Annotated in this window: 22 protein-coding genes; 18 read left to right on the forward strand and 4 right to left on the reverse strand. The window is 46.1% G+C overall.

The features are described from left to right. Positions 1 to 118: 118 nt before the first annotated feature. From QZ209_RS02680 to QZ209_RS02735, 12 genes are read left to right on the forward strand one after another with little or no spacing between them, the layout of a single operon-like run. Positions 119 to 418, forward strand: coding sequence for a gas vesicle protein (locus tag QZ209_RS02680; protein ID WP_294344461.1), 300 nt, complete (start codon positions 119 to 121; stop codon positions 416 to 418). A 48-nt stretch (positions 419 to 466) separates the two neighbouring features. Continuing rightward, positions 467 to 997, forward strand: coding sequence for an Hsp20 family protein (locus tag QZ209_RS02685; protein WP_294344463.1), 531 nt, complete (start codon positions 467 to 469; stop codon positions 995 to 997). A gap of 1 nt (position 998) precedes the next feature. Next, positions 999 to 1,931, forward strand: a complete 933-nt coding sequence (locus tag QZ209_RS02690; RefSeq protein ID WP_294344465.1) for an ArsA family ATPase — start codon at positions 999 to 1,001, stop codon at positions 1,929 to 1,931. Between the two features lie 3 nt (positions 1,932 to 1,934). Beyond that, on the forward strand, positions 1,935 to 4,121 hold the full coding sequence (locus QZ209_RS02695) for a CDC48 family AAA ATPase (RefSeq protein ID WP_294344467.1): 2,187 nt from the start codon (positions 1,935 to 1,937) through the stop codon (positions 4,119 to 4,121). 4 nt (positions 4,122 to 4,125) lie between these two features. Beyond that, positions 4,126 to 4,887, forward strand: a complete 762-nt coding sequence (locus tag QZ209_RS02700; RefSeq protein ID WP_294344469.1) for a GvpL/GvpF family gas vesicle protein — start codon at positions 4,126 to 4,128, stop codon at positions 4,885 to 4,887. A 15-nt stretch (positions 4,888 to 4,902) separates the two neighbouring features. Then, positions 4,903 to 5,649, forward strand: coding sequence for a GvpL/GvpF family gas vesicle protein (locus tag QZ209_RS02705; protein WP_294344471.1), 747 nt, complete (start codon positions 4,903 to 4,905; stop codon positions 5,647 to 5,649). Positions 5,650 to 5,661: 12 nt separating this feature from the next. Then, positions 5,662 to 5,883 carry a gas vesicle protein GvpG gene (locus QZ209_RS02710; RefSeq protein ID WP_294344472.1) on the forward strand — a complete coding sequence of 74 codons (222 nt, stop codon included), beginning with the start codon at positions 5,662 to 5,664 and terminating at the stop codon, positions 5,881 to 5,883. Positions 5,884 to 5,887: 4 nt separating this feature from the next. After that, complete coding sequence (locus QZ209_RS02715) at positions 5,888 to 6,181, forward strand: hypothetical protein (RefSeq protein WP_294344474.1); 294 nt, start codon at positions 5,888 to 5,890, stop codon at positions 6,179 to 6,181. Positions 6,182 to 6,199: 18 nt separating this feature from the next. Beyond that, positions 6,200 to 6,982: a GvpL/GvpF family gas vesicle protein gene (locus QZ209_RS02720; protein ID WP_294344475.1), complete on the forward strand. Its 783-nt coding sequence runs from the start codon at positions 6,200 to 6,202 to the stop codon at positions 6,980 to 6,982. An 18-nt stretch (positions 6,983 to 7,000) separates the two neighbouring features. After that, a complete protein-coding gene (locus QZ209_RS02725; protein ID WP_294344477.1) occupies positions 7,001 to 7,216 on the forward strand; it encodes a gas vesicle protein in 216 nt (71 codons plus the stop codon). Further along, on the forward strand, positions 7,206 to 7,916 hold the full coding sequence (locus QZ209_RS02730) for a GvpL/GvpF family gas vesicle protein (protein WP_294344479.1): 711 nt from the start codon (positions 7,206 to 7,208) through the stop codon (positions 7,914 to 7,916). Before QZ209_RS02725 ends, QZ209_RS02730 begins: the two co-directional genes overlap by 11 nt. 22 nt (positions 7,917 to 7,938) lie before the next feature. Next, a complete protein-coding gene (locus QZ209_RS02735) occupies positions 7,939 to 8,289 on the forward strand; it encodes a gas vesicle protein K (RefSeq protein WP_294344480.1) in 351 nt (116 codons plus the stop codon). A 102-nt stretch (positions 8,290 to 8,391) separates the two neighbouring features. Here QZ209_RS02735 and QZ209_RS02740 read toward each other — a convergent pair whose 3' ends face one another. The 4 genes from QZ209_RS02740 to QZ209_RS02755 all read right to left on the reverse strand — a co-directional run bounded on the left by QZ209_RS02740 (position 8,392) and on the right by QZ209_RS02755 (position 14,402). After that, a complete protein-coding gene (locus QZ209_RS02740) occupies positions 8,392 to 8,751 on the reverse strand; it encodes a response regulator (protein WP_294344482.1) in 360 nt (119 codons plus the stop codon). Positions 8,752 to 9,455: 704 nt separating this feature from the next. Then, entirely contained in the window at positions 9,456 to 9,815 is a 360-nt protein-coding gene (locus QZ209_RS02745; protein ID WP_294344483.1) for a response regulator, read from the reverse strand. A gap of 21 nt (positions 9,816 to 9,836) precedes the next feature. Further along, on the reverse strand, positions 9,837 to 13,664 hold the full coding sequence (locus QZ209_RS02750) for a PAS domain S-box protein (RefSeq protein ID WP_294344484.1): 3,828 nt from the start codon (positions 13,662 to 13,664) through the stop codon (positions 9,837 to 9,839). 183 nt (positions 13,665 to 13,847) lie between these two features. Beyond that, the gene (locus tag QZ209_RS02755) at positions 13,848 to 14,402 is read right to left on the reverse strand and encodes a hypothetical protein (RefSeq protein ID WP_294344486.1); all 555 of its coding nucleotides are present in this window, start codon (positions 14,400 to 14,402) and stop codon (positions 13,848 to 13,850) included. A gap of 204 nt (positions 14,403 to 14,606) precedes the next feature. Between QZ209_RS02755 and alaS the strand changes: the two genes are divergently transcribed. The 6 genes from alaS to QZ209_RS02785 all read left to right on the forward strand — a co-directional run bounded on the left by alaS (position 14,607) and on the right by QZ209_RS02785 (position 21,438). Further along, positions 14,607 to 17,264 (forward strand): alanine--tRNA ligase, encoded by a 2,658-nt coding sequence (alaS, locus tag QZ209_RS02760; RefSeq protein ID WP_294344488.1) that lies wholly within the window; start codon positions 14,607 to 14,609, stop codon positions 17,262 to 17,264. Between the two features lie 18 nt (positions 17,265 to 17,282). Beyond that, positions 17,283 to 17,795, forward strand: a complete 513-nt coding sequence (locus tag QZ209_RS02765; RefSeq protein ID WP_294344490.1) for a ferredoxin family protein — start codon at positions 17,283 to 17,285, stop codon at positions 17,793 to 17,795. Between the two features lie 181 nt (positions 17,796 to 17,976). After that, on the forward strand, positions 17,977 to 19,329 hold the full coding sequence (locus QZ209_RS02770) for an FAD-dependent oxidoreductase (RefSeq protein ID WP_294344493.1): 1,353 nt from the start codon (positions 17,977 to 17,979) through the stop codon (positions 19,327 to 19,329). 183 nt (positions 19,330 to 19,512) lie between these two features. Further along, entirely contained in the window at positions 19,513 to 20,286 is a 774-nt protein-coding gene (locus tag QZ209_RS02775) for a class I SAM-dependent methyltransferase (RefSeq protein ID WP_294344495.1), read from the forward strand. Positions 20,287 to 20,339: 53 nt separating this feature from the next. Continuing rightward, positions 20,340 to 20,660 (forward strand): type II toxin-antitoxin system RelE/ParE family toxin, encoded by a 321-nt coding sequence (locus tag QZ209_RS02780; protein ID WP_294344497.1) that lies wholly within the window; start codon positions 20,340 to 20,342, stop codon positions 20,658 to 20,660. A 268-nt stretch (positions 20,661 to 20,928) separates the two neighbouring features. Then, a complete protein-coding gene (locus QZ209_RS02785) occupies positions 20,929 to 21,438 on the forward strand; it encodes an N-acetyltransferase (protein WP_294344499.1) in 510 nt (169 codons plus the stop codon). Positions 21,439 to 21,745: the final 307 nt, after the last annotated feature.

A 21,745-nucleotide genomic window follows, 5' to 3' on the forward strand; every position in this document is an offset into this window, starting at 1 on the left:
GGTCGCCGGAAAAGTGCTTCAGCGAAACAAAACAAAAAAACACAGGGCGATAAGGAAGACGGCGGTAAGACATGGCAGGTGAAGAACCTGCAGTATTAATTATTATAATGTTACTCTCATGAGTCAAATAACCCATGCGACACAGGCGTCGACGCTTGCAGACATTTTAGAGCGGGTTCTGGATAAAGGTGTTGTCATTGCTGGTGATATCAAGGTACAGATTGCAGATATCGATCTGATAACGTTGAAAATTCGTCTGGTTGTCGCTTCTGTTGATAAGGCTAAAGAGATCGGAATCAATTGGTGGGAGGATGATAAAGATCTTTCGATCAACACCAGGTTCAAGAAGCTTCAGGATGAAAACAATCTCTTGAAAGAAAGACTTGTCAAGCTGGAAAGTGCACGGGATTCGGTGTGATGGTATTTGCTTCTTTACGATAATCTTAAAGCGGAGGGGGATCGGGCCATGAGTCAAAAGAAGAAGAAAGAAGAGTTTGACGTTGATTTCGGGTTTGGCAGTCTCAAGCTGGGCGGTTTGTTCGATGGACTTGATAAACTGGTCGACGCTGCAGCCAAACTGAAAGAGATGGGTAGAGAGTATTCGAAGGAGGGTGAAATTGATTTAAGTCACTTGAAAAAAGGGATGAAAGGGGTGTTCGGAGTGACGGTCAAGACCGGAATCGGTGGAGAGGGGCCTGTTGTCGAATCTTTCGGTAATATCAGGAAGACGAAAGAAGGGCCGAAGGTCGAGGAAGAAAGAGAGCCGTTATCGGATATTTTCGATGAGGGTGACGATGTCGTCGTCATGCTCGAAATGCCTGGTGTCGCGAAAGAAGACATAACCGTCACTCTTGAAGGAGATATCCTCGAAGTTATCGCACAAAGTCAGTCCCGAAAGTATCGAAAAGAGCTTCTGCTGCCTTCTGCCGTGCAGGCTGAAACAATAGCATGGACATATCAGAATGGTGTTTTGGAAGTAACTGTGAAGAAAGGCTGATATGCCGTTGGGAAATATTCTCGATCCGGCGTTGAAAATAATCCTTTTCGGTGGTAAAGGAGGGGTCGGTAAAACAACGTCGGCATCGGCAACAGCTCTCTACCTTGCAAGGAGTTATAAAACGCTTCTGATTTCAACAGATCCTGCCCATTCCCTTTCAGACAGTTTCGAGCAGGCAATCGGCAACGACATTTCACCAATTGAGGGTGTCGGAAAGCTCTACGCTCTCGAGATCGATGCCGAAGAAGCGTATACCAAATTTCAGCTTGAACATGAGCCGGAACTCAGGAAATTGATCGATACTTCTACCAACCTCGATGAAGATGATATCAAGTCGTTTATGAGTATGCCGATTCCAGGCGTCGATGAGGTCATGGGTTTCAAGACTATCGTGGACATCATCGATGAAGCGAATTTCGAAAAGTATGTTATCGATACGGCTCCGACAGGCCATGCTTTACGCCTTATGACTTCTCCCGAACTTTTCGACGACTGGATAAAGGTTATGGCTCGGATGCGGTGGAAATACCGTTACATGGTGACCCGGTTCGCCGGGGATTACAAGCCGGACGAAGGGGATGACTTTCTTTTTTCGATGAAGAAAACCGTCAGGAAAGTCCAAAAATTGTTACAGGATACAGCACAGTCCGAGTTCATTGTGGTGACGATTCCCGAAGCAATGGCTCTCGAGGAGACGAAACGGTTTTTACAACAGCTGCGAAAACTCGGTGTACTCGTAAAGCAGATGATAATCAACAATGTCATGGTATCGGAAGGGTGTGATTTTTGCCGTCGGAGAAAACAGAGTCAGAGCCGTTACCTTGAAAGGTTACATGAACTGTTCGGTAAACTCGAGATAACCACGGTACCGCAGTACCCTACGGAAGTCAGGGGTGTTTCGGGGCTCGAGGGTATCGTGCATCATCTTTTTTAGTTCATGAAAAAAGTAGTAGAAAGAGCTTTTCAAGTCAAGGAAGCTCTTGCAAAAGATGTCGGGCGAGCAGTATGCCGACTCGATCCCGAAGAAATGCAAATCTTTGGATTTGCCCCCGGGCAAATTGTTCTCGTTCACGGGCAGAGAAAGACACCGGTAAGAATTATGCCCTCGTATCCTGAGGATCGTGGAAAAAAGATTGTCCAAATCGATGGAATAACCCGAGAGAATGCAGAAGTAGGGCTCGATGAGAAAGTTCGGATTGAAAGCGTTCAGGCAGGTCAGGCAAACAAAATTGTGCTTTTACCGTTAACCGGTACAGGTCTTTCGGAGAAGGAGGATAGTCGTTACCTGGGCTCCCTGATCGATGGTTTGCCCGTAACGGCAGGGGATAGGGTCAGAGCTAATCTTTTCGGTACCGGAACAGCCGAATTCAAGGTTGTCGAGACTATACCTCGTGGAGTTGTGCTCATCAATACCGGTACGACGATACGGGTCGAGACAAATGAACAGGGAGGGAAAAAAGCGGCACGAATAGCCTATGAGGATATCGGTGGTTTAGGTGTGCAGGTGGAACGAATTCGTGAAATGATAGAGCTGCCTCTGAGGTTTCCCCAGATTTTCGAGCGTCTGGGGATAGATGCCCCGAAAGGTGTGCTTTTGCATGGTCCTCCCGGTACAGGAAAGACGCTTACTGCGCGTGCTGTCGCCAACGAAACCGATGTGTTTTTCACCCACATTTCCGGACCTGAGGTCATCGGGAAATTCTACGGGGAAAGTGAGGGAAGGTTGAGAAGGGTGTTTGAAGAGGCCGAGGCCAACGCCCCTGCTATCATATTTATTGACGAGATCGATGCCATCGCTCCCAAAAGAGAAGATATGGGCGGGGAAAAGCAGGTTGAACGCCGGGTGGTAGCTCAGTTACTTGCATTGTTGGACGGGTTGAAATCAAGAGGTCAAGTCATTGTCATCGGTGCAACGAATCTGCCAAATACGCTTGATCCTGCGTTGAGAAGGCCAGGTCGGTTCGATCGTGAAATTTTGATTCCGATACCCGATAAGAACGCCCGCTACGATATTTTGCAGATTCATACCAGAGGAATGCCCCTTGCGGATGATGTCGATCTGAAAAAACTTGCTGAAGTGACTCACGGCTTTGTCGGCGCCGACCTTCAGGCATTTGCTCGTGAGGCTGCAATGCTGGCTTTACGGAGAATTCTGCCCGATATAGATTTCAGCCGGCCTGAAATTTCCTACGACCTGGCAATGGGCCTCACTATTTCTATGGCTGATTTTTTGTCGGCGATGAAGGATGTCGAGCCTTCAGCCATTCGGGAAGTGTTCGTCGAGGTTCCCAATGTAGCGTGGCATCATGTCGGTGGTTTGGAGGCCGTTAAGGAAGAGTTGGAGGAAGCTGTCGTATGGCCTTTGAAGTTTGCCGAAGTTTTTCGGAAAACTAAAACACGTCCGCCGAAAGGTGTTTTGCTCTATGGTGTTCCGGGTACGGGTAAAACATTGCTTGCAAAGGCACTTGCAACCGAAAGTGCAGTGAACTTCATCGCTGTAAAAGGTCCGGAGCTTATCAGCCAATACATTGGTGAATCCGAACGTGCCGTACGAGAAGTTTTCAAGAAAGCAAGGCAGGCGGCACCGACGATCCTGTTTCTCGATGAGATAGACAGCCTTGTACCGAGAAGAAGTGGGGAAATGTCCGGAGAACGGGTTGTTGAACGGGTTATCAGCCAGTTGCTTACCGAAATGGATGGAATAGAAGAGCTGCAGGGAGTTTTGGTGCTCGCGGCAACCAATCGTCTGGATCTCATTGAGCCGGCCCTGCTCAGAAGCGGCAGGTTCGACCTTCTCCTTGAAATACCGGTGCCCGATCACAATGCCAGGGAACGTATTTTCACCATTCATACAGGGCAGATGCCTCTTGGAGAAAACGTCGATGTATCAATGCTCGCTGAAAAAACTGCAGGAATGAGTGGGGCGGATATCGCTTTTATTTGCAGAAGAGCTTCGATACTGGCTATACGTGGGTATATCAAAAAGTTGTCTCTGGATAAAGAGCGGGAGTTTGATGCGGATTATGTTTCGAAGACTTCCATTTCGATTACAACAGAACATTTCAATGCGGCTATAGCATTGCTTGCAGATATGCTCGCAGAACGCAAACACATGGTAAGGTAGTAGTATGTCTGAAACTGGAAAATATATCTATTGTATAGTAGCTTCTTCACAAGAAAGAAATTTTGGACCGATAGGTATTGGTGGAGAAGAAAACGAGGTGATGACGATAAGTTACGAAAATCTCAGCATGGTTGTCAGTGATCATCCTCTTTCCAAGTTTGTGCTGAAACCCGAGACCATTCTGGCGCATGAGAAAGTTATTGAAGCGGTAATGAAAGAGTATAGCGGTATACTACCTGTGAAATTCGGGACAGTCGCAAAAAATGCCGATGAAATACGAGATTTTCTTGACAGAAGGTATCGTGAGTTTATGGACTTCTTGAAATACTTTGAAAACAAGATCGAGCTGAATGTCAAATGTGAATGGAAGAGTATGAATGAGGTTTTTCATGAGATAGGTGGAGAGCATGAAGATCTGAAAGAAAAGCTCTTGGCAAACGAAGACGGCGTCGATAAAGAGACGATGATACAGGTTGGAAAAATTGTTGAAGAAGAGTTGATGAAAAAAAGAGAAGAGGTCTCCGATACCGTCCTGAATGCTTTGAGAAAAATTGCTGTGGACTATAAGGTGAACACGAATTCGAATGAAAAAACATTTCTCAATATAGCCTTTCTTGTGGATTCGGGGCGTGAAAAAGAGTTTGATGGTGTTGTTGATGATTTATATGAGGAGTTCGGAGGGAAAGTACATTTTTCCTATGCGGGTCCTTTCCCGCCATATAATTTTGTCGATATCGTTATTTATCCGGAAAACTGGGAACTATAAATAAAAAAACTGCATATGAGTCAACAAGAAGGATTATACCTGTATTGTATCATAAGGTCGTCAAGTACTGTTTCATTCGGTCATTTTGGTATTGGCGGACGAGGAGATGAAGTGACAACGGTTGGATATGACGGCTTATCAGCTGTTGTCAGCCGGGCTCCTCTCCTGAAGTATGAGGCGTCGAGAGAAAACATGATAGCTCATGAAATGGTTATTGAAACGGTTATGAAAGGTTATTCGGTTCTGCCGCTTCGGTTCGCCACTGTTGTCGAGAGTGAGTCGGACGTTATGGAGCTATTGAAGGAAAAACACGATAAATTCACAGAAGGTCTTGACTTTGTCGAAGGAAAAGTTGAGTTGGGTATCAAAGCGATTGCCAAAAAAGATATTGTTTTTGATGATATTCTGAAAAATTACGAGGAAGTTCGAAAACTGAAGAAAAAAATTGAAGGAATGTCTCATGATCAGGCTTACTACGAACACATAGAAATAGGAAAAAAAGTCGAAGAAGCTTTGGTTTTGGAAAAAGAAAAGTATCGAAAAGCTATTCTCGATGCACTTGGCTCTGTCGCTTTGGAAATAAAAGAAAATAATTGCTTTGGTGATAGAATGATCGTGAATGCAGCATTTTTCGTCGATGCGAAAAGGGAATCAGAATTTGATGCCCGAGTCAACGAGCTGGCGGATCAGTATGGAGATAAGATTATTTTTAAATATGTCGGTGGATTGCCGCCATATAGTTTTGTGAATTTATCGTTATGATGTTTTTGATTTATGCTTCTTATCGATGACATATTTTTTGCTCCGATCAATGGTATAGTATGGATCGCGAAAAAGATAGACGATATCTCACAAGAAGAATTGTCGGATAAAGGTAAAGTCAAGGAAAAACTCATGGAGTTGCAATTACGCTATGAGCTCGATGAAATAAGCGAGGAAGAATACTATGAAAAAGAGAGAGAGTTGTTGGAATATTTGAAAAAAGAAACAGAATGAAACAATGAATGATACAAAAAAGCACGACAATGAAAACCCGAAACAGCCATCTATTCTTGATGCTCGTAAAAAGGTTTCTTCTTTTATCATGGAGGCACTGAAGGTAAGGGATGTTAAAATCATTAAAACGCTCAAAGAAGAAAACTGTTGGGAAGCCCTTGCCGAGGTCTATGAAGACAGTGCTTTTATCCAGGAGTTGGGGTTGAACACCCGTGTCAAAGACAGAAATCTCTATGAGATCAAACTTGCCGAGGATTTAGAGGTCATTGCTTTTGAAAAAATACGTTCAATAGAATAAGTATCAAGGCTGAAGAGCATGGGCAAGTGTATTTATGTTTACTGTGTGGCTCAAGAGCCTTTCCATCTCATAGAGCAGGGGGTATTCAAAGCCGACCTCCATTCACTTGAACATCATGGATTGAGGGTTCTCGCCAGGACTGTTTCTGCCGATGATTTTCTTGAAACGAAGTTTCAGGAAAATGTGAAAAACATTCAATGGCTTAAACATTGGGCTCTCGAGCATCACGAGATTTTAGCTGCTTTGGTAGGGGTTGTTACGTTTCTGCCTTTCAAGTTCGCTACGGTATTTCATTCCGAAAAGAACGTTGTAGCCATGTTGGATAAACATGAGGTTGCTATGAAAGAACAGCTGCGAAAATTGTCGGGAAAACTCGAGTATGGCGTGAAAGCATGGGCTGATGATGAGGCGGTAAGAGGTTATGTGACGAAGGTTAGTCCGGAGGTAAAGGCCTTCGATAAGGAGATTTCAATAAGTTCTCCAGGGAAGGCTTTCTTCCTCAAAAAGAAAAGGGATATTACCCTCGAGCATGAAGCACAGTCGTTTTTTGAAAAACATGTACGTGAGAGTATGCTTTGTCTTGCATCGCACACTCGGGAAAACAGCCTTCCTGCACGCGAAATGGCCAATGGCGAAGGAAAGAATGGATTGAAAGCGGATTTTCTGGTCGAACATCCCGAAAAAGAGATTTTTCTGCATGAGCTCGAGGCAAAAAAAAGGTCTTTGAGGGCATGCGGTATTCACCTGGAGTGTACTGGGCCATGGCCCCCATACAATTTTGCCGATTTTTCTGTTCAGTAAGCAACGCGGGAGCCTTTTATGAATGATAGTGATGCGTCACAAAATGTTACAGTGCTTGAATTACTTGACCGGGTACTCAATAAGGGAGTTGTCATTGCCGGGGATATAACCATTTCCGTCGCGGATATCGATTTACTCTATATCGGTGTCAAGCTGTTGCTCTCTTCGGTTGATACGATGGAACAGCATAAAAAAAGCAACCTGAAAATGCCGGGGGTTGAGCATGAAGCATGAAGAAAGGGTGCTTGCATGCTTGTATGCAATTGCAGGGGATGATTTTTCAGAAACACTGGTATCGGGAATTCCGGGAATGGCAGGTGAGTCATTATACCCTGTACGGTATAACGGGATTGTCGCCATTGCAGGTATTGTCGGCAGGGAGCGCTTGACGCTTGACAAGTCGGCAGCTCTTGCCTATGGGGAAATTCTCGATACGCTTTCTGAGAACTTCACCGTACTTCCTTGCAGGTTTGGGACATTGCTGAAAGATGACGATGCCATTACCGAGGTGCTTCAAGAGTGTTACGCTTTTTATGAAAGGAAGCTTGTCGAGTTGAAAGACAAAAAGGAGTTCGGGCTTACAATACTTTCCGAAAAAAAAGGTGCAGCAACGTGCAACGTTCGAAACGATCGGAAGGCGGGCGATGGAAAAGAGTATCTCATGTTGAAGTATCAGCAATTCAAAGCAGAACATGAGTTGAAAAAAAATACCCGAAGTGCGATCGATGTCATTCGACTCGAGTTGCAAGAGATCAGTAGTGAATGCGAAGGGAACTCTTCGGCAAATGGACAGATACCATTCAGCGGCTCCTTTCTGGTAGAGAAAAAAAATATGGATTTTTTCTGTTCGAAAGTGAAGATTTTTCAGAGGCGGTACCCCGAGCTGAAATTTCTGTTGACGGGCCCGTGGCCGCCATTCAGTTTTGTCTCTTGATCGTAAATGAAATTCTCCTTCTATGGAAGAAAATAACAATAAGGTGATTGTCTGTTCAGATGATGTTGAAACGTTTGAAGCAGAGTTGGCGAATACCGCTCAGTCGCTTCCCCGTCACATTGATGTCAATCCTGAAAACATTGAACATGGCCTGGCAAAACTTGTGCTCACTCTTGTTGAGCTTATTCGAAAGTTGATGGAAAAGCAGGCCATGAGGAGAATGGATGGTGGATCTCTGAGCGATGAGGAAATTGAACGGCTTGGTGAATCCTTGATGCTTCTTGAAAATAAAATGGATGAACTCAAGGATTATTTTGGGCTGAAGAGTGAGGATTTGAATCTTGACCTGGGCCCTCTGGGTAAATTGATGTGATAGAGTGGTCTTGGAGGCTGTTTCGATGTTCATGAAAAATGAGGTGGGGGGGGAGTTCGGCATATTCGAAAAAGAATGCTATGGCCGAAGTTTCTTTTTCGTCTAAAGATGATGCAGAGCATTGAGCAGTTCTCTCTCTCCGAAAGGTTTTTTCAAGGTGGCATCCGCTCCTGCAGCATAGGCAAGCTGAAGATAACTTTCAGGGCTCATTTTTCTGCCGCCTGAAATGGCGACTATTTTCATGTGAGGATGCTTGGATTTTATTTTTCTGATGACTTCAATGCCTTCCTGATCCGGCATGATGATATCGGTGATCACTATTGTCACGTCCTGGTTTTTGGAAAGCAGTTCGAAAGCTTTTTGACCGCTGTCTGCTGTGAGGACATTGAAGCCGTTGTGTTTCAGGATTGCCCTGAGGTATTTCAGAATAGCGGTATCATCGTCAATAACGAGTATTTTCATGAATCAGGAATTAAATAGCTGTTCAATAATTTTCCCAACGATTTGTCTGGGAGAAACAACTGTTGGCTTTCTGAAATTTTTTGACTGTATGATGGCATAGGATGATTGGGCTGCCCTGGTGCCGTTCATCCTGGATTAATTATCCATGCAGTTTACTATGAAATATATATCGAAAACAATTAACAAGCTTTTATTAAACCGAAGAGAGGTGTCCCTGATTTTTTTTCCTGGCTGAAATCTTCGTAATGGTCCAGCACATGGTATCTATAATGAAGGGTTTCAGGGTGAAATACGGGGGATAAAATGCTAAAAAAAGCGTATTCTAATACAATATGTTTATTTGTTATTCAACTTGATATGTGCCATATATTGATTTATGCGGCAACTTGCTTCAAGGTGTTATTTTTTAATATAATACATGGTCCAAAAGGGGGTTATACCTTCTTCCTTTTTTCGTAGGACTGCTGTTTCTCTCAACTGTGAGAGAATGCGTGGATGGTAAGGGGGCATCTACGTATAAGCCGCTTCATGTACTGACATGAAGCGGCTTTTTTTGTTATGGCTGCAAGCGTACTTTCCAGCTGCTGTTTAAAAATAACGGATCTAGTTCTTTTTACCCGAGGCTTCGTTGTCGTTTGGCGCGTCGATCAGAAAGAGGAGTGCCGGTAAAGAAACCGTTCATGCGTGGAGAACATGAAGACTGGTTAAAGATTTTGCAGCGTGTTCAGTAATTCTTTGTGCCCGAACGGTTTTCTGAGGGTTGCATCGGCTCCAACGGCATAGGCAAGCTGCAGGTAACTTTGCGGGCTCATTTTTCCTCCACCGGAGATGGCGACAATTTTAATGTGGGGGTGTTCGGTCTTGATTTTTTTGATAATTTCAATGCCTTCCTCTTCCGGCATGATGATATCGGTGATAACAGCGGTTACATCGCAGTTTCTTGAGAGTTTTTCAAAGGCTGAAAGGCCATTGTCTGTTGTGAGGACGTTGAAGCCGTCATGTCTCAGAATATCCCTGATGTATTTCAGAACAGCATCATCATCATCAATGACCAGGATTTTCATATAGGTGAATGAGTTGTAATGTTACTCCATGACTTCCTGAATTTCACTGTATAATATAGAAAAATTTATGGGTTTACGGAGAAGTGTCTTAATCCCGTAATTTGTCATTGTTTGTTGAAGCTTCCGATCAATTTCTCTGCCGGACATGAGAAAAATCGGTAGATCAGGCCTGATGTTGTGCACCTTGCGGGCCAGTGCGATTCCTGTCATTTCGGGCATGGTCAAATTGGTGATAAGCAGATCGAAAAGATTGGGCTTATGGCATAGTATTTCGAATGCTTCGGATGCTGATGTTGTCGTCGTAACTGTATGACCGTTGTTCTCCAGAAAAACTTCCATCATTTTTATGGTCGAGGTTTCATCGTCAACCAAGAGGATTGAACTCTTTCCCCTGCTTTTGGTTTCAACAGATGGGCTTGTGGATAGTGATGATTGCTCTCTGCGGATTATCGGCAGGTAGATGCAGAAGGTGGTGCCTTCACCGGGCTTACTCGCTACAGTGATGATTCCTTTGTGTTGGGTGATGATTCCATGTGCAACGGAGAGGCCAAGACCGGTTCCCCTGTTGACTGGCTTTGTTGTGAAAAAAGGCTCGAAAATTCTTTCCAGAGTTTTACTGTTCATGCCTGAACCTGTATCCGTTACAGTCAGCAAAATGTAGGGTTTGTCTTGCAGCTTCGGTAGTGATTTGCGGAGTGCAGGGTCAGGGTGCAACGAGCGTAACCGTATGGTCAGCTTTCCTCCTGTTTTTTCCATGGCATGGTACGCATTGGTGCAAAGGTTGAGGAATAACTGATGTATTTGAGATACGTCGGCAAGTATGTCGCCTGTATTGTTATCGATATCGGTTTCAATAGTGATCGTCGAGGGGATGGCGGGACGGATCAGTTTGAGGGCTTCGGTAATTATTGTGGCAGGGTTTAACGGCGTCTGATGAGATTCCTCCAACCGGCTGAAAGCGAGAATTCGCTCTACCAGGTTTTTTGCCCTTTCCGAGGCTTTCTGGATTTCATCGAGGTAGTCTGTTGCAGTTTCTCCTGAGGGGATCAGTTTTTTCAACATGTCTGCATAGCCCATGATCGGGGTCAGAATGTTGTTGAAATCATGGGCTATCCCTCCGGCAAGAGTTCCTATGGTTTCAAGCCGCTGCGCCTGCTGTAACTTCAGTTCCATCTCATGTTTTTCCGATTCTGCAACAGCCTGTTTGGTAATGTCGAACATGATGCCGTCAGCACCGGTAAAACTGCCATCACTGCAAACAAGCGGGGCTTTTCTATCTTCGATCCATTTTTCTTGACCGGTTTTTGTTCGGATTCTATAACTCTGAATGATTGGTTCGAGATTGTGTCGGGCAGTTCTGCATCCGCTCAAATACTCTTTTCGGTCGTCGGGGTGGATGATCGATACCCAACCTTTAGGCAGCGTATGGATTTCTTTCGCACGGTAACCGGTGATTGACAGAACTTTCGGTGAGAAAAGAAAATCGATCTCTCCTTTTGGGTCTGTGGTGTAGATGATACCCGGAATATTGTTCAAGAGGTTCTGGTATTTCTGCAACATGCGCTTTTTTAACTCGCTTTCTCGGAGAGCATCTTCTATTTCCTTATGTTTGGTGAGGTTGAGAACGACACTTCTGAAACCGGTAATGCTTTCGTCATCTACAATAGTCGTGACGTAGAGTATGGCTGGGAAGGTTTTGCCTTTTCGGGTGAGTGCCGTGAATTCCAACGTTTCAAGATGACTTCCCTCAAACAATTTTTTCCTGCAGGTACGAAGGAGCTGATGATTTTCAGGAATGGCAAGGTCAAATGTTGTAAGATGTTGTTCCAAGTCCTCGCTTGTATAGTCAAAGAGTTGAAGAGTCGAGTTATTGGCATAGGTGATCCTGGTCTCGAGGTCACATTCAAAGACAGGTTGTGGCAGTTGTTCAGTAAGTTCGCGGAACCGCTGCTCACTTTCCCGCAACGCTTTTTCAGCCCTCAGACGACCGGTGATGTTTCTGCTGATGCCGAACAGAACAGGTTTGTTGTTCCAGATTCCCCGACTAACTTTCGTTTCGACAGGGATCAGGTTGCCTTCTTTGGTTTGCAGTGGTAGCAAGCACAGGTCGGTTTTTCCTGCGAACAGGTTTTTCAAGTTTTTTATGGCTTGTTCACGCTCATGGACGGGATGAAAATCAAGGATGTGGCTTCTGGTGATTTCCTCAGGAGAATAGTTCAGGTCGTAGAGAAAGGTATCGTTCGTATGAATAATCTTTCCTTCGGTATCGATGATAAAGAGGAAGTCATCGATGGTGTTGAAAAGCGTTTCGAGGTTTTTTTTTGCTTCTGCAGTTTCAGCCTCGTGTCGGGCCTGCATGATTGCCGCTCCAATATGGGATGCAATGGTCTCCAACGCTTTTTTTGCGAAATTGGGTACATGTTCCAACCGATGAGATGCCACACTCAAGCAGGCTATTACATCATCCTTGTAGTGTACCGGCAGGATTGCTATGGCATCGAGTCCTTCCTTCTCGGCCTCTTTGAAATGCTGTGTTCCAGCACCGCTGATCTGGCTGTATAAAGGATTTCCTTTCAATACATCAGGTAAATACGATCTGGAATGTTTGAGAAAATTTTCAGGTAACCCTTTATGGACGGAGAGGGAAAGGGATGCATCTGCAGGTTCGACAAGATAGATGCCTCCACAGTCCATATCTGAAATTGCAATGGCTGTATCAAGGCAGAGATCGAGCGTTTCCTCAAGAGATTTTGAACAGCTGAGTTTCAAGGCAAGATCGAGCTCGGTTTCAAGAAGCTGTTCTGCTTGCTTGCGCATCAGGTTATTGGCTATAATTGCTCCGACAAGCTGTAAAACGGTAATGGTTTCCGGGTGCCAATATCGATGCTGTCTTACGGTATCCAAACCGATGTAGCCGAATAAATGGGCATTCGAGGTCAAGGGGATGACAATAAGTGATTTGATGTTCTGCCGTTCAAGGGTTTTCTTTTCAGCAGCAGCTTCAGGTGGAAGTTTCGAAACGTCGGGAATGAGAATGGTTTCATTGTTCCTTACTTTTTCCATCCACCAGGGAAAAATCTTGGTTGACAGCCCTTTGAGTGTTTCTATTTCCGGTTTGATTCCTTCGGCACACCATTCATGGGTATTGTCCATCAGGTTGCTGTCATCGTAAAACTGAAAGGTATAACTTCGGTCAGCTTGCATGTATTCACCGATGATCTCGAGGATGTCTTCAATAACGGTATCGAGCTGATCGATGGCGAGGTTGATGAGTTTGCTCGAAATGTTGGTGATCAGATGCTCGAATTCAAGTTGTTTTTCGAGCTTTTTTTCCGGTGCTTGTTTTCTCGAATGCTCAGTAAGATTTTCCGACGCTGTATTGCCACCGGTAATCTTCTGAAGCGAGCCCACCATACGCACCGGTTTACCTGCTTTATCCCATTCGATTACTTTTCCCCGATTCATTACCCGTACCCAATGGCCCTTGTTATGGCGTATACGGGTTTGAATTTCGAAGTATTCGTTTGTGCCGGCAAAATGTTTTTCCAGCAGGTATTTCAATGAGGCGAGATCTTCGGGATGAGAAAGTTTTTTCCACAAGCCGATGTCGATGGGTTGGAGGCTGGCTATGGTATGGCCAGTGATTGCTGCCCAGCGTTCATTGACGGTGAGTTCTCCGGTTTGCATGTTCCAATCCCAATAACCGGCATCGGTACTTTCGAGTACGATGTTGAGTTGCTGGTTTTTTTGCTCGAGCGATGTACTTGCTTTTCTCAGATACTCAAGTTCTCTTCTTGTTCTTTCCAGTTCAGAGTAAAGAGTCTGTAGTTCTCTATTGTCTGTCACCATTATGGAAGTTTCTTAAATAGTTGAGCCCCCATGGGAGTGGGCGGTGAGCCGGGTGGTGTTAGGTCATGGTTACTTTTTAAAAATATACAGTATCAAGGTTGCTCCGTTATATGGAAGGAGAATGCGGAAAAGGGAAGAAAATGAATAAGGGAGCCAAAATGGGGAGCGGCCATTTCTCGATTGCTACTGCATTTTCCTCAGCCTTTCAATAACCTCTCTGTGAGGATGATTGACAAGGTCATCACTGTGTTCCGGTAGCGTGACACGTTTTGCTACGACTGCGAGCATTCGTTCTTCTAAATGTTCGGCAATATCAAGCATATGCAGAAGATGGTGTTGCAGTTCGTGGTGAACGAACTTTTCTGCCCGGTGCTTTTTCATCTTACCGAGAATTTGAGCCATGAACGGGTTGTCGATATAGCGGGAAACCTGGCTGAAATAGTCCAGCGGCAAATCGTTCGCATAGCCTGTTGCCTGGTCGGGGCTCATTTTTTTACAAACCCCTGCGGCAATCTGCGGTTTGATGTGTTCGACCATCAGGGGAACGACGACGAAATGAGGGATGTATTTAACGATCATACTGATCGCATGGTACAGTTCGTCCAGCCCATCGGTTTTGGAGCTGATCTGGTTTTCAATGTAGTTGATGACTTTTTTCTGCTGTGTCGGGTGAAGCTCCTGCAGGAACTCCGGTACAGGCTGGTTCGTCCATTCCAATACGTGTTCAAGCTCATTCATAATCATAACCGCGTTTACTGAGAAGTAAACCACAGTTTATCAAAAAAAAATGAAAACATGAATTATCGCCTTGCAGCGTTCTCGAAGCAAGGGGTAGGCCGGGCGAAAATCCCGGGCTTTTTTGTTACATTAAGCATTGAAATTCGGACGGGGCCGACCTGTATACCCCTGATAACAAGCTAACAGCAAGATACAAGATAGCATATGAAGTCCAGCGATATTCGGCAGTCTTTTCTCGATTTTTTTGAACAAAAAGAGCATACCATTGTTCGGTCAGCTCCGGTGATTCCTGCTGAGGATCCAACGCTGTTGTTCACCAATGCCGGGATGAACCAGTTCAAGGATGTTTTTCTGGACAAGGGTACCAGGCCGTACAGCAGGGCTGTCGATACCCAGAAGTGCATTCGGGCCTCGGGTAAGCATAACGATCTCGAGGATGTCGGCCGTGATACCTATCACCATACTTTTTTTGAAATGCTCGGAAACTGGTCTTTCGGTGACTATTACAAGAAAGAGGCGATTGTTTGGGCATGGGAGTTGCTTACCGAAGTATGGAAACTGCCCAAAGAAAGACTGTATGCAACGGTGTATACCGATGACGATGAAAGTTTGGGAATCTGGGAAAAAGAGACCGATATCGATCCTGGTCACATTATGAGATTCGATGGAAAAGACAATTTCTGGGAGATGGGAGAAACCGGGCCGTGTGGGCCATGTTCCGAAGTCCATATCGATCTGACAGATGATCTTTCAGGCCAGACGTTGGTCAATGCAGGAGACCATCGCGTCATAGAGCTGTGGAACCTTGTTTTTATACAGTACAACCGAAAAGCGGATCGTTCACTCGAGCCGTTACCGAAAAAGCATGTCGATACCGGTATGGGATTTGAAAGAATTACCGCAGTACTACAGGGTAAAGGTTCGAATTACGACACGGATATTTTCAGTCCTCTTTTCAACGCGATAACCGGTCTTACCGGGATGGATTACAAAGCGACGCTTGACGGAGAAAAAGACATCGCCATGCGGGTGATTGCCGATCATGCGAGAACACTGACCTTTGCCATTACGGATGGGGCTGTACCGAGCAATGAGGGGCGTGGTTACGTGCTGCGCAGAATCCTGCGTCGAGCTGTGCGTTATGCAAAAAAGCTCGATTGCAATCAACCGGTCCTCTACAGGCTGGTCGGTGTTATTGCGGATACCATGGGTGACGTCTTTCCTGAACTGAGAAAGCAGCAGAAAACTGTCGAGAAAATTGTCAGGTCCGAGGAAGAGAGCTTTTTGGTGACTCTTGACAGGGGGATTGAAATTTTTGGGGAAATAATCGCAGCACTCAGGGGTTCTGAGCAAACGAGAATCAGCGGTGAGGATGCGTTTCGGCTTTACGATACCTATGGTTTTCCGCTTGATCTGACTCGGCTGATGGCTCTGGAAGAAGGGGTGCAGATCGATGAAAAAGGCTTCGAAGCATGCATGCGGGAGCAGAAGGAGAGGGCTCGCAAGGACCGCAAACGAAAGCAGCGGATTGCCGATGAGCAGGGTGAATGGAACTGGTTCGGTAAGAGAGCGCGTACGATTTTCCTTGGTTATGAAACGCTCGATACCGAGGCGAAGGTTGTCGGGGATAAAATTGCCGGTGGTCAGTTACAGCTTGTACTCGACCGTACCCCTTTTTATGCTGAAAGTGGTGGACAAACAGGTGACACGGGCCGTATCGATTGGCAACAGTTCAGTGTTGACATTGTCGATACACAGAAAGACGGGGATGTGATCGTTCATGTTGCGGGAAAAGTATACGATCGTGGCACCGGACTCGAGGTCGATCCGGCAGAAATTGAGTTCAATGGTTCCGATACTGTGTATGCGCGAGTTGACAAAGAGGCAAGAGAGGCTACGGAGCGTAATCATACAGCAACTCATCTGCTGCATGCAGCCCTGAGAAAAGTTCTCGGTGAACATGTGCAACAGAAGGGGTCGATGGTTGGGCCGGATCGCCTGCGTTTTGATTTCAGCCATTTCGAAAAAGTTTCTCAGCAAGAGCTCGAGGCGGTCGAAGCTGAAGTCAACGAGCGTATTCGAGAGGCAGGGGAGCTTGTCAAACATGAGGATGTCCCCTACGAAGAGGCCCTGGAAAAAGGAGCTCTTGCGTTTTTCGGTGACAAGTATGCCGATCGTGTTCGGGTTGTGGAAGTTCCTGGAGTGTCTATGGAATTGTGCGGTGGTACTCATGTGAGCAATGTCGGCAAGATCGGTCTCTTCAAGATTATCAATGAAGCTTCGATTGCATCCGGTATCCGCCGTATCGAAGCGATTAGCGGAAAAGCAGCCGAGGAGTTGCTCTGGGGTGAATACCAGGAATTGCAACAGGTTCGTCAGCTGCTGAAAACCGGCGGGAATGAAAGTGTCGCCGGACGTGTTCAGGAGCTTCTTGAAGAAAGAAAGGCTCTCGATAAGCAGGTGCAGGATATGAGGCTTTCGTTGCTTCTTGATCGTGCTCTCGAACAGCTTGAGCTGGCTGATACGGTGAACGGCTGCAGGATATTCGTTATGAAGGAGGAGGATTCCGGAGCCGATACCCTGCGCAGTCTTGGGCAGTTTCTTCGGGAAAAGATCGGACGCGGGGTCGGTCTGCTTGCCGGTGAAGAGAACGGAAAAGTTACACTGGTCGGTTTTGCCGGTGATGAGGCAATCAGTGAATGCGGTCTGAACGCCGGTGAACTCGTTAAAAAAGCTGCATCGAAGGTACACGGTGGCGGCGGTGGAAAACCCGGACTCGCTACCGCAGGAGGGAAGAATCCGGCTGGCATCCCCGATGCAATCAAAATGTTTGAGGAAGCTGTGAGGGAGAAACTGCAATGACGGGAGATGCGCTAGGTTATGTTGGTTTTTGATTGTTTTTTTGGTCGCTGTTCGAAACCTTCGTGTGATGGCTGTGCGTTCAGGATGGTTCGTTCGCTAAGGCTTGCACTCAAGTCACGGGCTATGGACAAATGTGAAGACGAGTCGGTCGAGATCTCTGGTGTATGGAAGAAGGAGGATGTGGTGCAAGCGTCAATACAAACTCCGGCATCCTCACCGGTTGCGGTGTCGAAACAAACGGGAAAAAAGCGGAAAAAACGGCTTCTTGTTCCAAGAGAAGATATCCCCTGGTATCCTACGATAAACCCCGATCTCTGTAACGGCTGCGGTGACTGCAAGGTGCTCTGCAAACCCGGTGTGTTCGAACCGGGCCCACCCGATCCGGCAGGAATTCAACGCCCCAAGTTCGTTGTGGCACACCCATATAAATGCTTGGTGCTCTGCGACCGCTGCGTGGCTGTCTGTACTTCCGGAGGCATCACGCTGCCACCGAAAGAGGATTTCGAAAAGTATGTCGAGTACGTCGATTAATACAGTTAACCCCACCATCTTTTTTTCCGCGAGCCATCGTGAGAAATGAAACAACGAATCCATGAATGAAAAATGTTTGCAGCGAATGGTGTGACTTCGCTGTTATTTCCTACCTTGTCCCCCGATTGGTTTTATTCTTGAACAACGTCTTTCATATTTATTTATCATTTAAGCACTGATTATGAAAAAAGAAATCGATGTATTGGTTATAGGAGGTAGTGCGGCTGGTATCGTTGCGGCAACGACAGGCAAGGCTTTTTATCCGGACAAACAGGTTCTTATCGTCAGAAAAGAGGCCGAAGCGGTTGTGCCCTGTGGGATTCCCTATATTTACGGAACGCTGGGAGGCATCGAGCAGAATATCATTCCCGTCAGCCATATAGAACAGGCTGGGGTGGAACTCATGATCGACGAGGTTGTTTCGATAGATGAAGCGGCAAAAACTGCCAGAACCGAAGGAGGGGTAGAAATTTGTTACGACAAGCTGGTCATAGCGACAGGATCGGTACCGAAAGTGCCAGGTTGGCTTGAAGGCACCGAGCTTGACAATGTGTTCACCATCCCGAAAGACCGTGAATATCTCGCGGCACTGAAGACTCGTCTCGAATCCTGCAATAAGGTTGTTATAATCGGAGCAGGTTTCATCGGTGTTGAAATTGCTGATGAGCTCGGTAAGAAGGCTAAGGATATCACACTTGTCGAGGTGTTGCCGCATGTACTCCAAATGGCTTTCGATGAAGAGTTATCCGTTCGCGCAGAGGAAATCCTTTCAACCGGGGGCGTCAAGTTGAGGCTTGGAGAGAAGGTAGAAAAAATAGAAGGTGACGATCGGGTTTCCGGGGTTCGCCTGAGCGGAGGAGATCTGCTGGAAGCCGATGCCGTTATTCTGTCTACCGGTTATCTTCCAAACACCACACTGGCACGTAACGCAGGTATAAAGCTCAATGAGTTTGGAGCGATCAGGGTGGACGAGTATATGCGCACCGAGGACAAGGATATTTTTGCCGTCGGCGACTGCGCAGAAAAGTTTTCCTTTTTCACTCGTATTGCCAAAGGGTTGATGCTCGCATCGACGGCCTGTTCGGAAGCACGTATCGCCGGCATGAACCTTTACAAGCTTTCGCGTTTGAGAACCTTCGGAGGCACCATGTCCATTTTTTCCACGGCAATCGGGGGGACGACATTTGCGGCTGCGGGAGTGACGGAGCACGTGGCGATCGAGAGAGGTTTCGACATCGTTACAGGATCGGCGGAAGGGATAGACAAGCATCCTGGAACACTTCCCGGAGTGAGCAAACAGTATGTGAAGCTGATCGTGAACTGTGAGTCAGGTCTTGTTCTGGGAGGATCCGTCATCGGTGGAGAGAGCGCCGGCGAACTGATCAACGTGATAGGCGTGATCATCGAAAACATGATGACCATTCATTCGGTGTTGACCTTGCAATTCGGTACTCATCCGCTTCTGACAGGTCCTCCGACCGGATACCCTTTGATCAAGGCGGCCGAAGCAGTCGCGAAAAAGCTGAGACATTGAGCATGCCGGGTTATGGAATGGTGTCTCGGAGTGTTGTATAGAGACAGAAGGTTGTTGCATTGTGGAGAGGCGGGTCCAATCAAGAATTGGCAGTGTGTTGAATCGTTCAGGAAACCTTGATAAACGTACGATGAGCCTTTCCACAATACCTTGAAAAGGTATGATTCAAAAATAGGAGACATCATGAACGAAGAAAACAAGTCCATTCATGAGTTCGATCTGGAATTGATCTGTGAATATTTTGCAAACCTGAAACGACAGGGACCAGGCAGCCCTGAAGTAACGATCAAGGCGTTGAGTTTTATCGATGATCTTAGCGACAAATCACTCATTGCCGACATTGGCTGCGGATCAGGTGGGCAGACAATGGTGTTAGCGCAGCACGCCCCGGGGAATATTACAGGTGTCGACATTTTTCCTACTTTCATCGACCTGTTCAACCGGAATGCCGAGAAACTGGGTCTTCAGGATAGAGTGAAAGGCATTGTTGAATCGATGGATAATCTTCCTTTCCAGGATGAAGAATTGGATCTTATCTGGTCGGAAGGAGCGATCTACAATATTGGTTTTGAACGGGGGCTTCATGAATGGCGGAAATTCCTGAAAACCGGGGGTTATATTGCTGTTTCTGAAGGAACATGGTTTACGGAGGAACGCCCTGCTGAGATAGAGGAGTTCTGGATGAGTGTTTATCCGGAAATAGATACTATCTCCAATAAGGTAGCACAAATGCAAAAAGCCGGGTACATTCCGGTCTCCACTTTCATTTTACCCGAAAACTGCTGGATTGAAAATTACTTTGATCCAAAAGTAGAAACGGATAAACGTTTCCTGGAAAAAAATGCGGGTAATAAGGCTGCCGAGGAATTTATCGCGAACCAGCGACACGAAGCTCGGCTGTACAATACGTACAAAGAGTATTACGGTTACGCTTTCTACATAGGGAAAAAAATCTAAGCCGTTTCGTCAATTTTCGATGCGATAAAGGACAGCGAATCAGCCAATCACCGATGGTTTTAGGCCGTCCCGGTGATTGGCTTGTTATATCTATCAAACACAGAGCTATGACAAAATGGTTACAGACCGAAAACTTCCGACTGATTTTCCTTCTTCAGGATTCTGGCTCCTTGATTTTTCTGTATGCCTTTGCCAAAAACGAACGCGCAAATATTTTGGATAAAGACAAAACGGCGCTTCGTTTTGTTGCAGAATCATTTTTCTCATCCACCGAATCAGGGCTGAAAACCACGTTAGCTAGATCGTATTTACTGCAATGCTTGGTATTGGAAAAACAACTGTCCAATAGTGGGAACGGGGAGAAAAAAAGCTGAGTGGAGCCGCCCAGCGGTTGCTTGATATTGTCGATCGAAAAGGACTTGAGGCGTTGAGTTGAGAGCAGAGTCCTGCAGCAATAACGAATGTTATCCGCTCAGTGCCAGCATGTTTAGCTTACTGATTCTGCTGTTTTGAATCCAGCTGCTTCGACAGGTGCCTTCGACAAGATATCCGCGAACGGTTAAAAAGTTGTTTCCCTGCATAGTGTTGCTATGGAGCAAGAAAATCACTAATGTTAGCCACTTGACTAAGGGGTAGACACTTATGATCGAAATTCGTCAAGAAGAATCCAAAGACCGTGGTGCCGTTCATCATCTGAATGTAATAGCATTCGATAACGGTCCGGAAGCAGTTCTTGTCGATAAACTCCGTGCATCCTGTAAGGAGTACGTATCGTTTGTCGCTGTTGAAGATGGTTCTGTTATCGGTCATATATTGTTCACACCGGCTACCTTGGATGGGTGCTCCGCAGTCGGGATGGGACTGGCACCAATGTCGGTATTGCCATCGCAACGGAGCAAGGGGATTGGATCCCGACTTGTCCGATACGGGCTTGAGTTTTTGCGCAATGCAGGTTGTCCATTCGTTATTGTTTTAGGGCATCCTGAGTATTACCCGCGTTTTGGTTTCGAGCTCGCGTCAAAATATCAACTGTGCAGTCAATGGGAAGGTGTGCCGGATGATGCGTTCATGATTGTGGTGTTCGACAGCGGAGTTTTGCCGAAGACTGGCGGCATAGCACGATACAGGGATGAATTTGATGATGCAATGTAGGCGGCTAACAAATCGATTAGAAAGAAGTTATCTGTCAAATACCGAGCTATAAAAAAATGGTTGCCTCCCGACAAGTCAGACCTGGTGACAACCAAAATCTTGAACTGGTGCGTCTTGGTTCACAGAGCGAGTTGGGGTTATAAGAGCACTTCCCGGAATCTTCATTGAACGTGATGAGGCAGACTCAAAAGCACTGTTTTACGGTTATCGGTCACCATTGCATACGTTTCCGGCAAAAAGTCATGCCGCACTCGATGCGGCATCCATACAGATTTTCATTGGAAGATGGATCCCCTAGGTCAAGCCC

It is taken from the genome of Prosthecochloris sp., from assembly GCA_015482705.2.
Taxonomy (GTDB): Bacteria; Bacteroidota; Chlorobiia; order Chlorobiales; family Chlorobiaceae; genus Prosthecochloris.

Excerpts from the sequence above, each read along its gene's own strand:
- QZ209_RS02680 (WP_294344461.1), top strand. The coding sequence starts at position 119 with ATGAGTCAAATAACCCATGCGACACAGGCGTCGACGCTTGCAGACATT.
- QZ209_RS02685 (WP_294344463.1), top strand. The coding sequence starts at position 467 with ATGAGTCAAAAGAAGAAGAAAGAAGAGTTTGACGTTGATTTCGGGTTT.
- QZ209_RS02690 (WP_294344465.1), top strand. The coding sequence starts at position 999 with ATGCCGTTGGGAAATATTCTCGATCCGGCGTTGAAAATAATCCTTTTC.
- QZ209_RS02695 (WP_294344467.1), top strand. The coding sequence starts at position 1,935 with ATGAAAAAAGTAGTAGAAAGAGCTTTTCAAGTCAAGGAAGCTCTTGCA.
- QZ209_RS02700 (WP_294344469.1), top strand. The coding sequence starts at position 4,126 with ATGTCTGAAACTGGAAAATATATCTATTGTATAGTAGCTTCTTCACAA.
- QZ209_RS02705 (WP_294344471.1), top strand. The coding sequence starts at position 4,903 with ATGAGTCAACAAGAAGGATTATACCTGTATTGTATCATAAGGTCGTCA.
- QZ209_RS02710 (WP_294344472.1), top strand. The coding sequence starts at position 5,662 with ATGCTTCTTATCGATGACATATTTTTTGCTCCGATCAATGGTATAGTA.
- QZ209_RS02715 (WP_294344474.1), top strand. The coding sequence starts at position 5,888 with ATGAATGATACAAAAAAGCACGACAATGAAAACCCGAAACAGCCATCT.
- QZ209_RS02720 (WP_294344475.1), top strand. The coding sequence starts at position 6,200 with ATGGGCAAGTGTATTTATGTTTACTGTGTGGCTCAAGAGCCTTTCCAT.
- QZ209_RS02725 (WP_294344477.1), top strand. The coding sequence starts at position 7,001 with ATGAATGATAGTGATGCGTCACAAAATGTTACAGTGCTTGAATTACTT.
- QZ209_RS02730 (WP_294344479.1), top strand. The coding sequence starts at position 7,206 with ATGAAGCATGAAGAAAGGGTGCTTGCATGCTTGTATGCAATTGCAGGG.
- QZ209_RS02735 (WP_294344480.1), top strand. The coding sequence starts at position 7,939 with ATGGAAGAAAATAACAATAAGGTGATTGTCTGTTCAGATGATGTTGAA.
- QZ209_RS02740 (WP_294344482.1), bottom strand. The coding sequence starts at position 8,751 with ATGAAAATACTCGTTATTGACGATGATACCGCTATTCTGAAATACCTC.
- QZ209_RS02745 (WP_294344483.1), bottom strand. The coding sequence starts at position 9,815 with ATGAAAATCCTGGTCATTGATGATGATGATGCTGTTCTGAAATACATC.
- QZ209_RS02750 (WP_294344484.1), bottom strand. The coding sequence starts at position 13,664 with ATGGTGACAGACAATAGAGAACTACAGACTCTTTACTCTGAACTGGAA.
- QZ209_RS02755 (WP_294344486.1), bottom strand. The coding sequence starts at position 14,402 with ATGAATGAGCTTGAACACGTATTGGAATGGACGAACCAGCCTGTACCG.
- alaS (WP_294344488.1), top strand. The coding sequence starts at position 14,607 with ATGAAGTCCAGCGATATTCGGCAGTCTTTTCTCGATTTTTTTGAACAA.
- QZ209_RS02765 (WP_294344490.1), top strand. The coding sequence starts at position 17,283 with ATGTTGGTTTTTGATTGTTTTTTTGGTCGCTGTTCGAAACCTTCGTGT.
- QZ209_RS02770 (WP_294344493.1), top strand. The coding sequence starts at position 17,977 with ATGAAAAAAGAAATCGATGTATTGGTTATAGGAGGTAGTGCGGCTGGT.
- QZ209_RS02775 (WP_294344495.1), top strand. The coding sequence starts at position 19,513 with ATGAACGAAGAAAACAAGTCCATTCATGAGTTCGATCTGGAATTGATC.
- QZ209_RS02780 (WP_294344497.1), top strand. The coding sequence starts at position 20,340 with ATGGTTTTAGGCCGTCCCGGTGATTGGCTTGTTATATCTATCAAACAC.
- QZ209_RS02785 (WP_294344499.1), top strand. The coding sequence starts at position 20,929 with ATGATCGAAATTCGTCAAGAAGAATCCAAAGACCGTGGTGCCGTTCAT.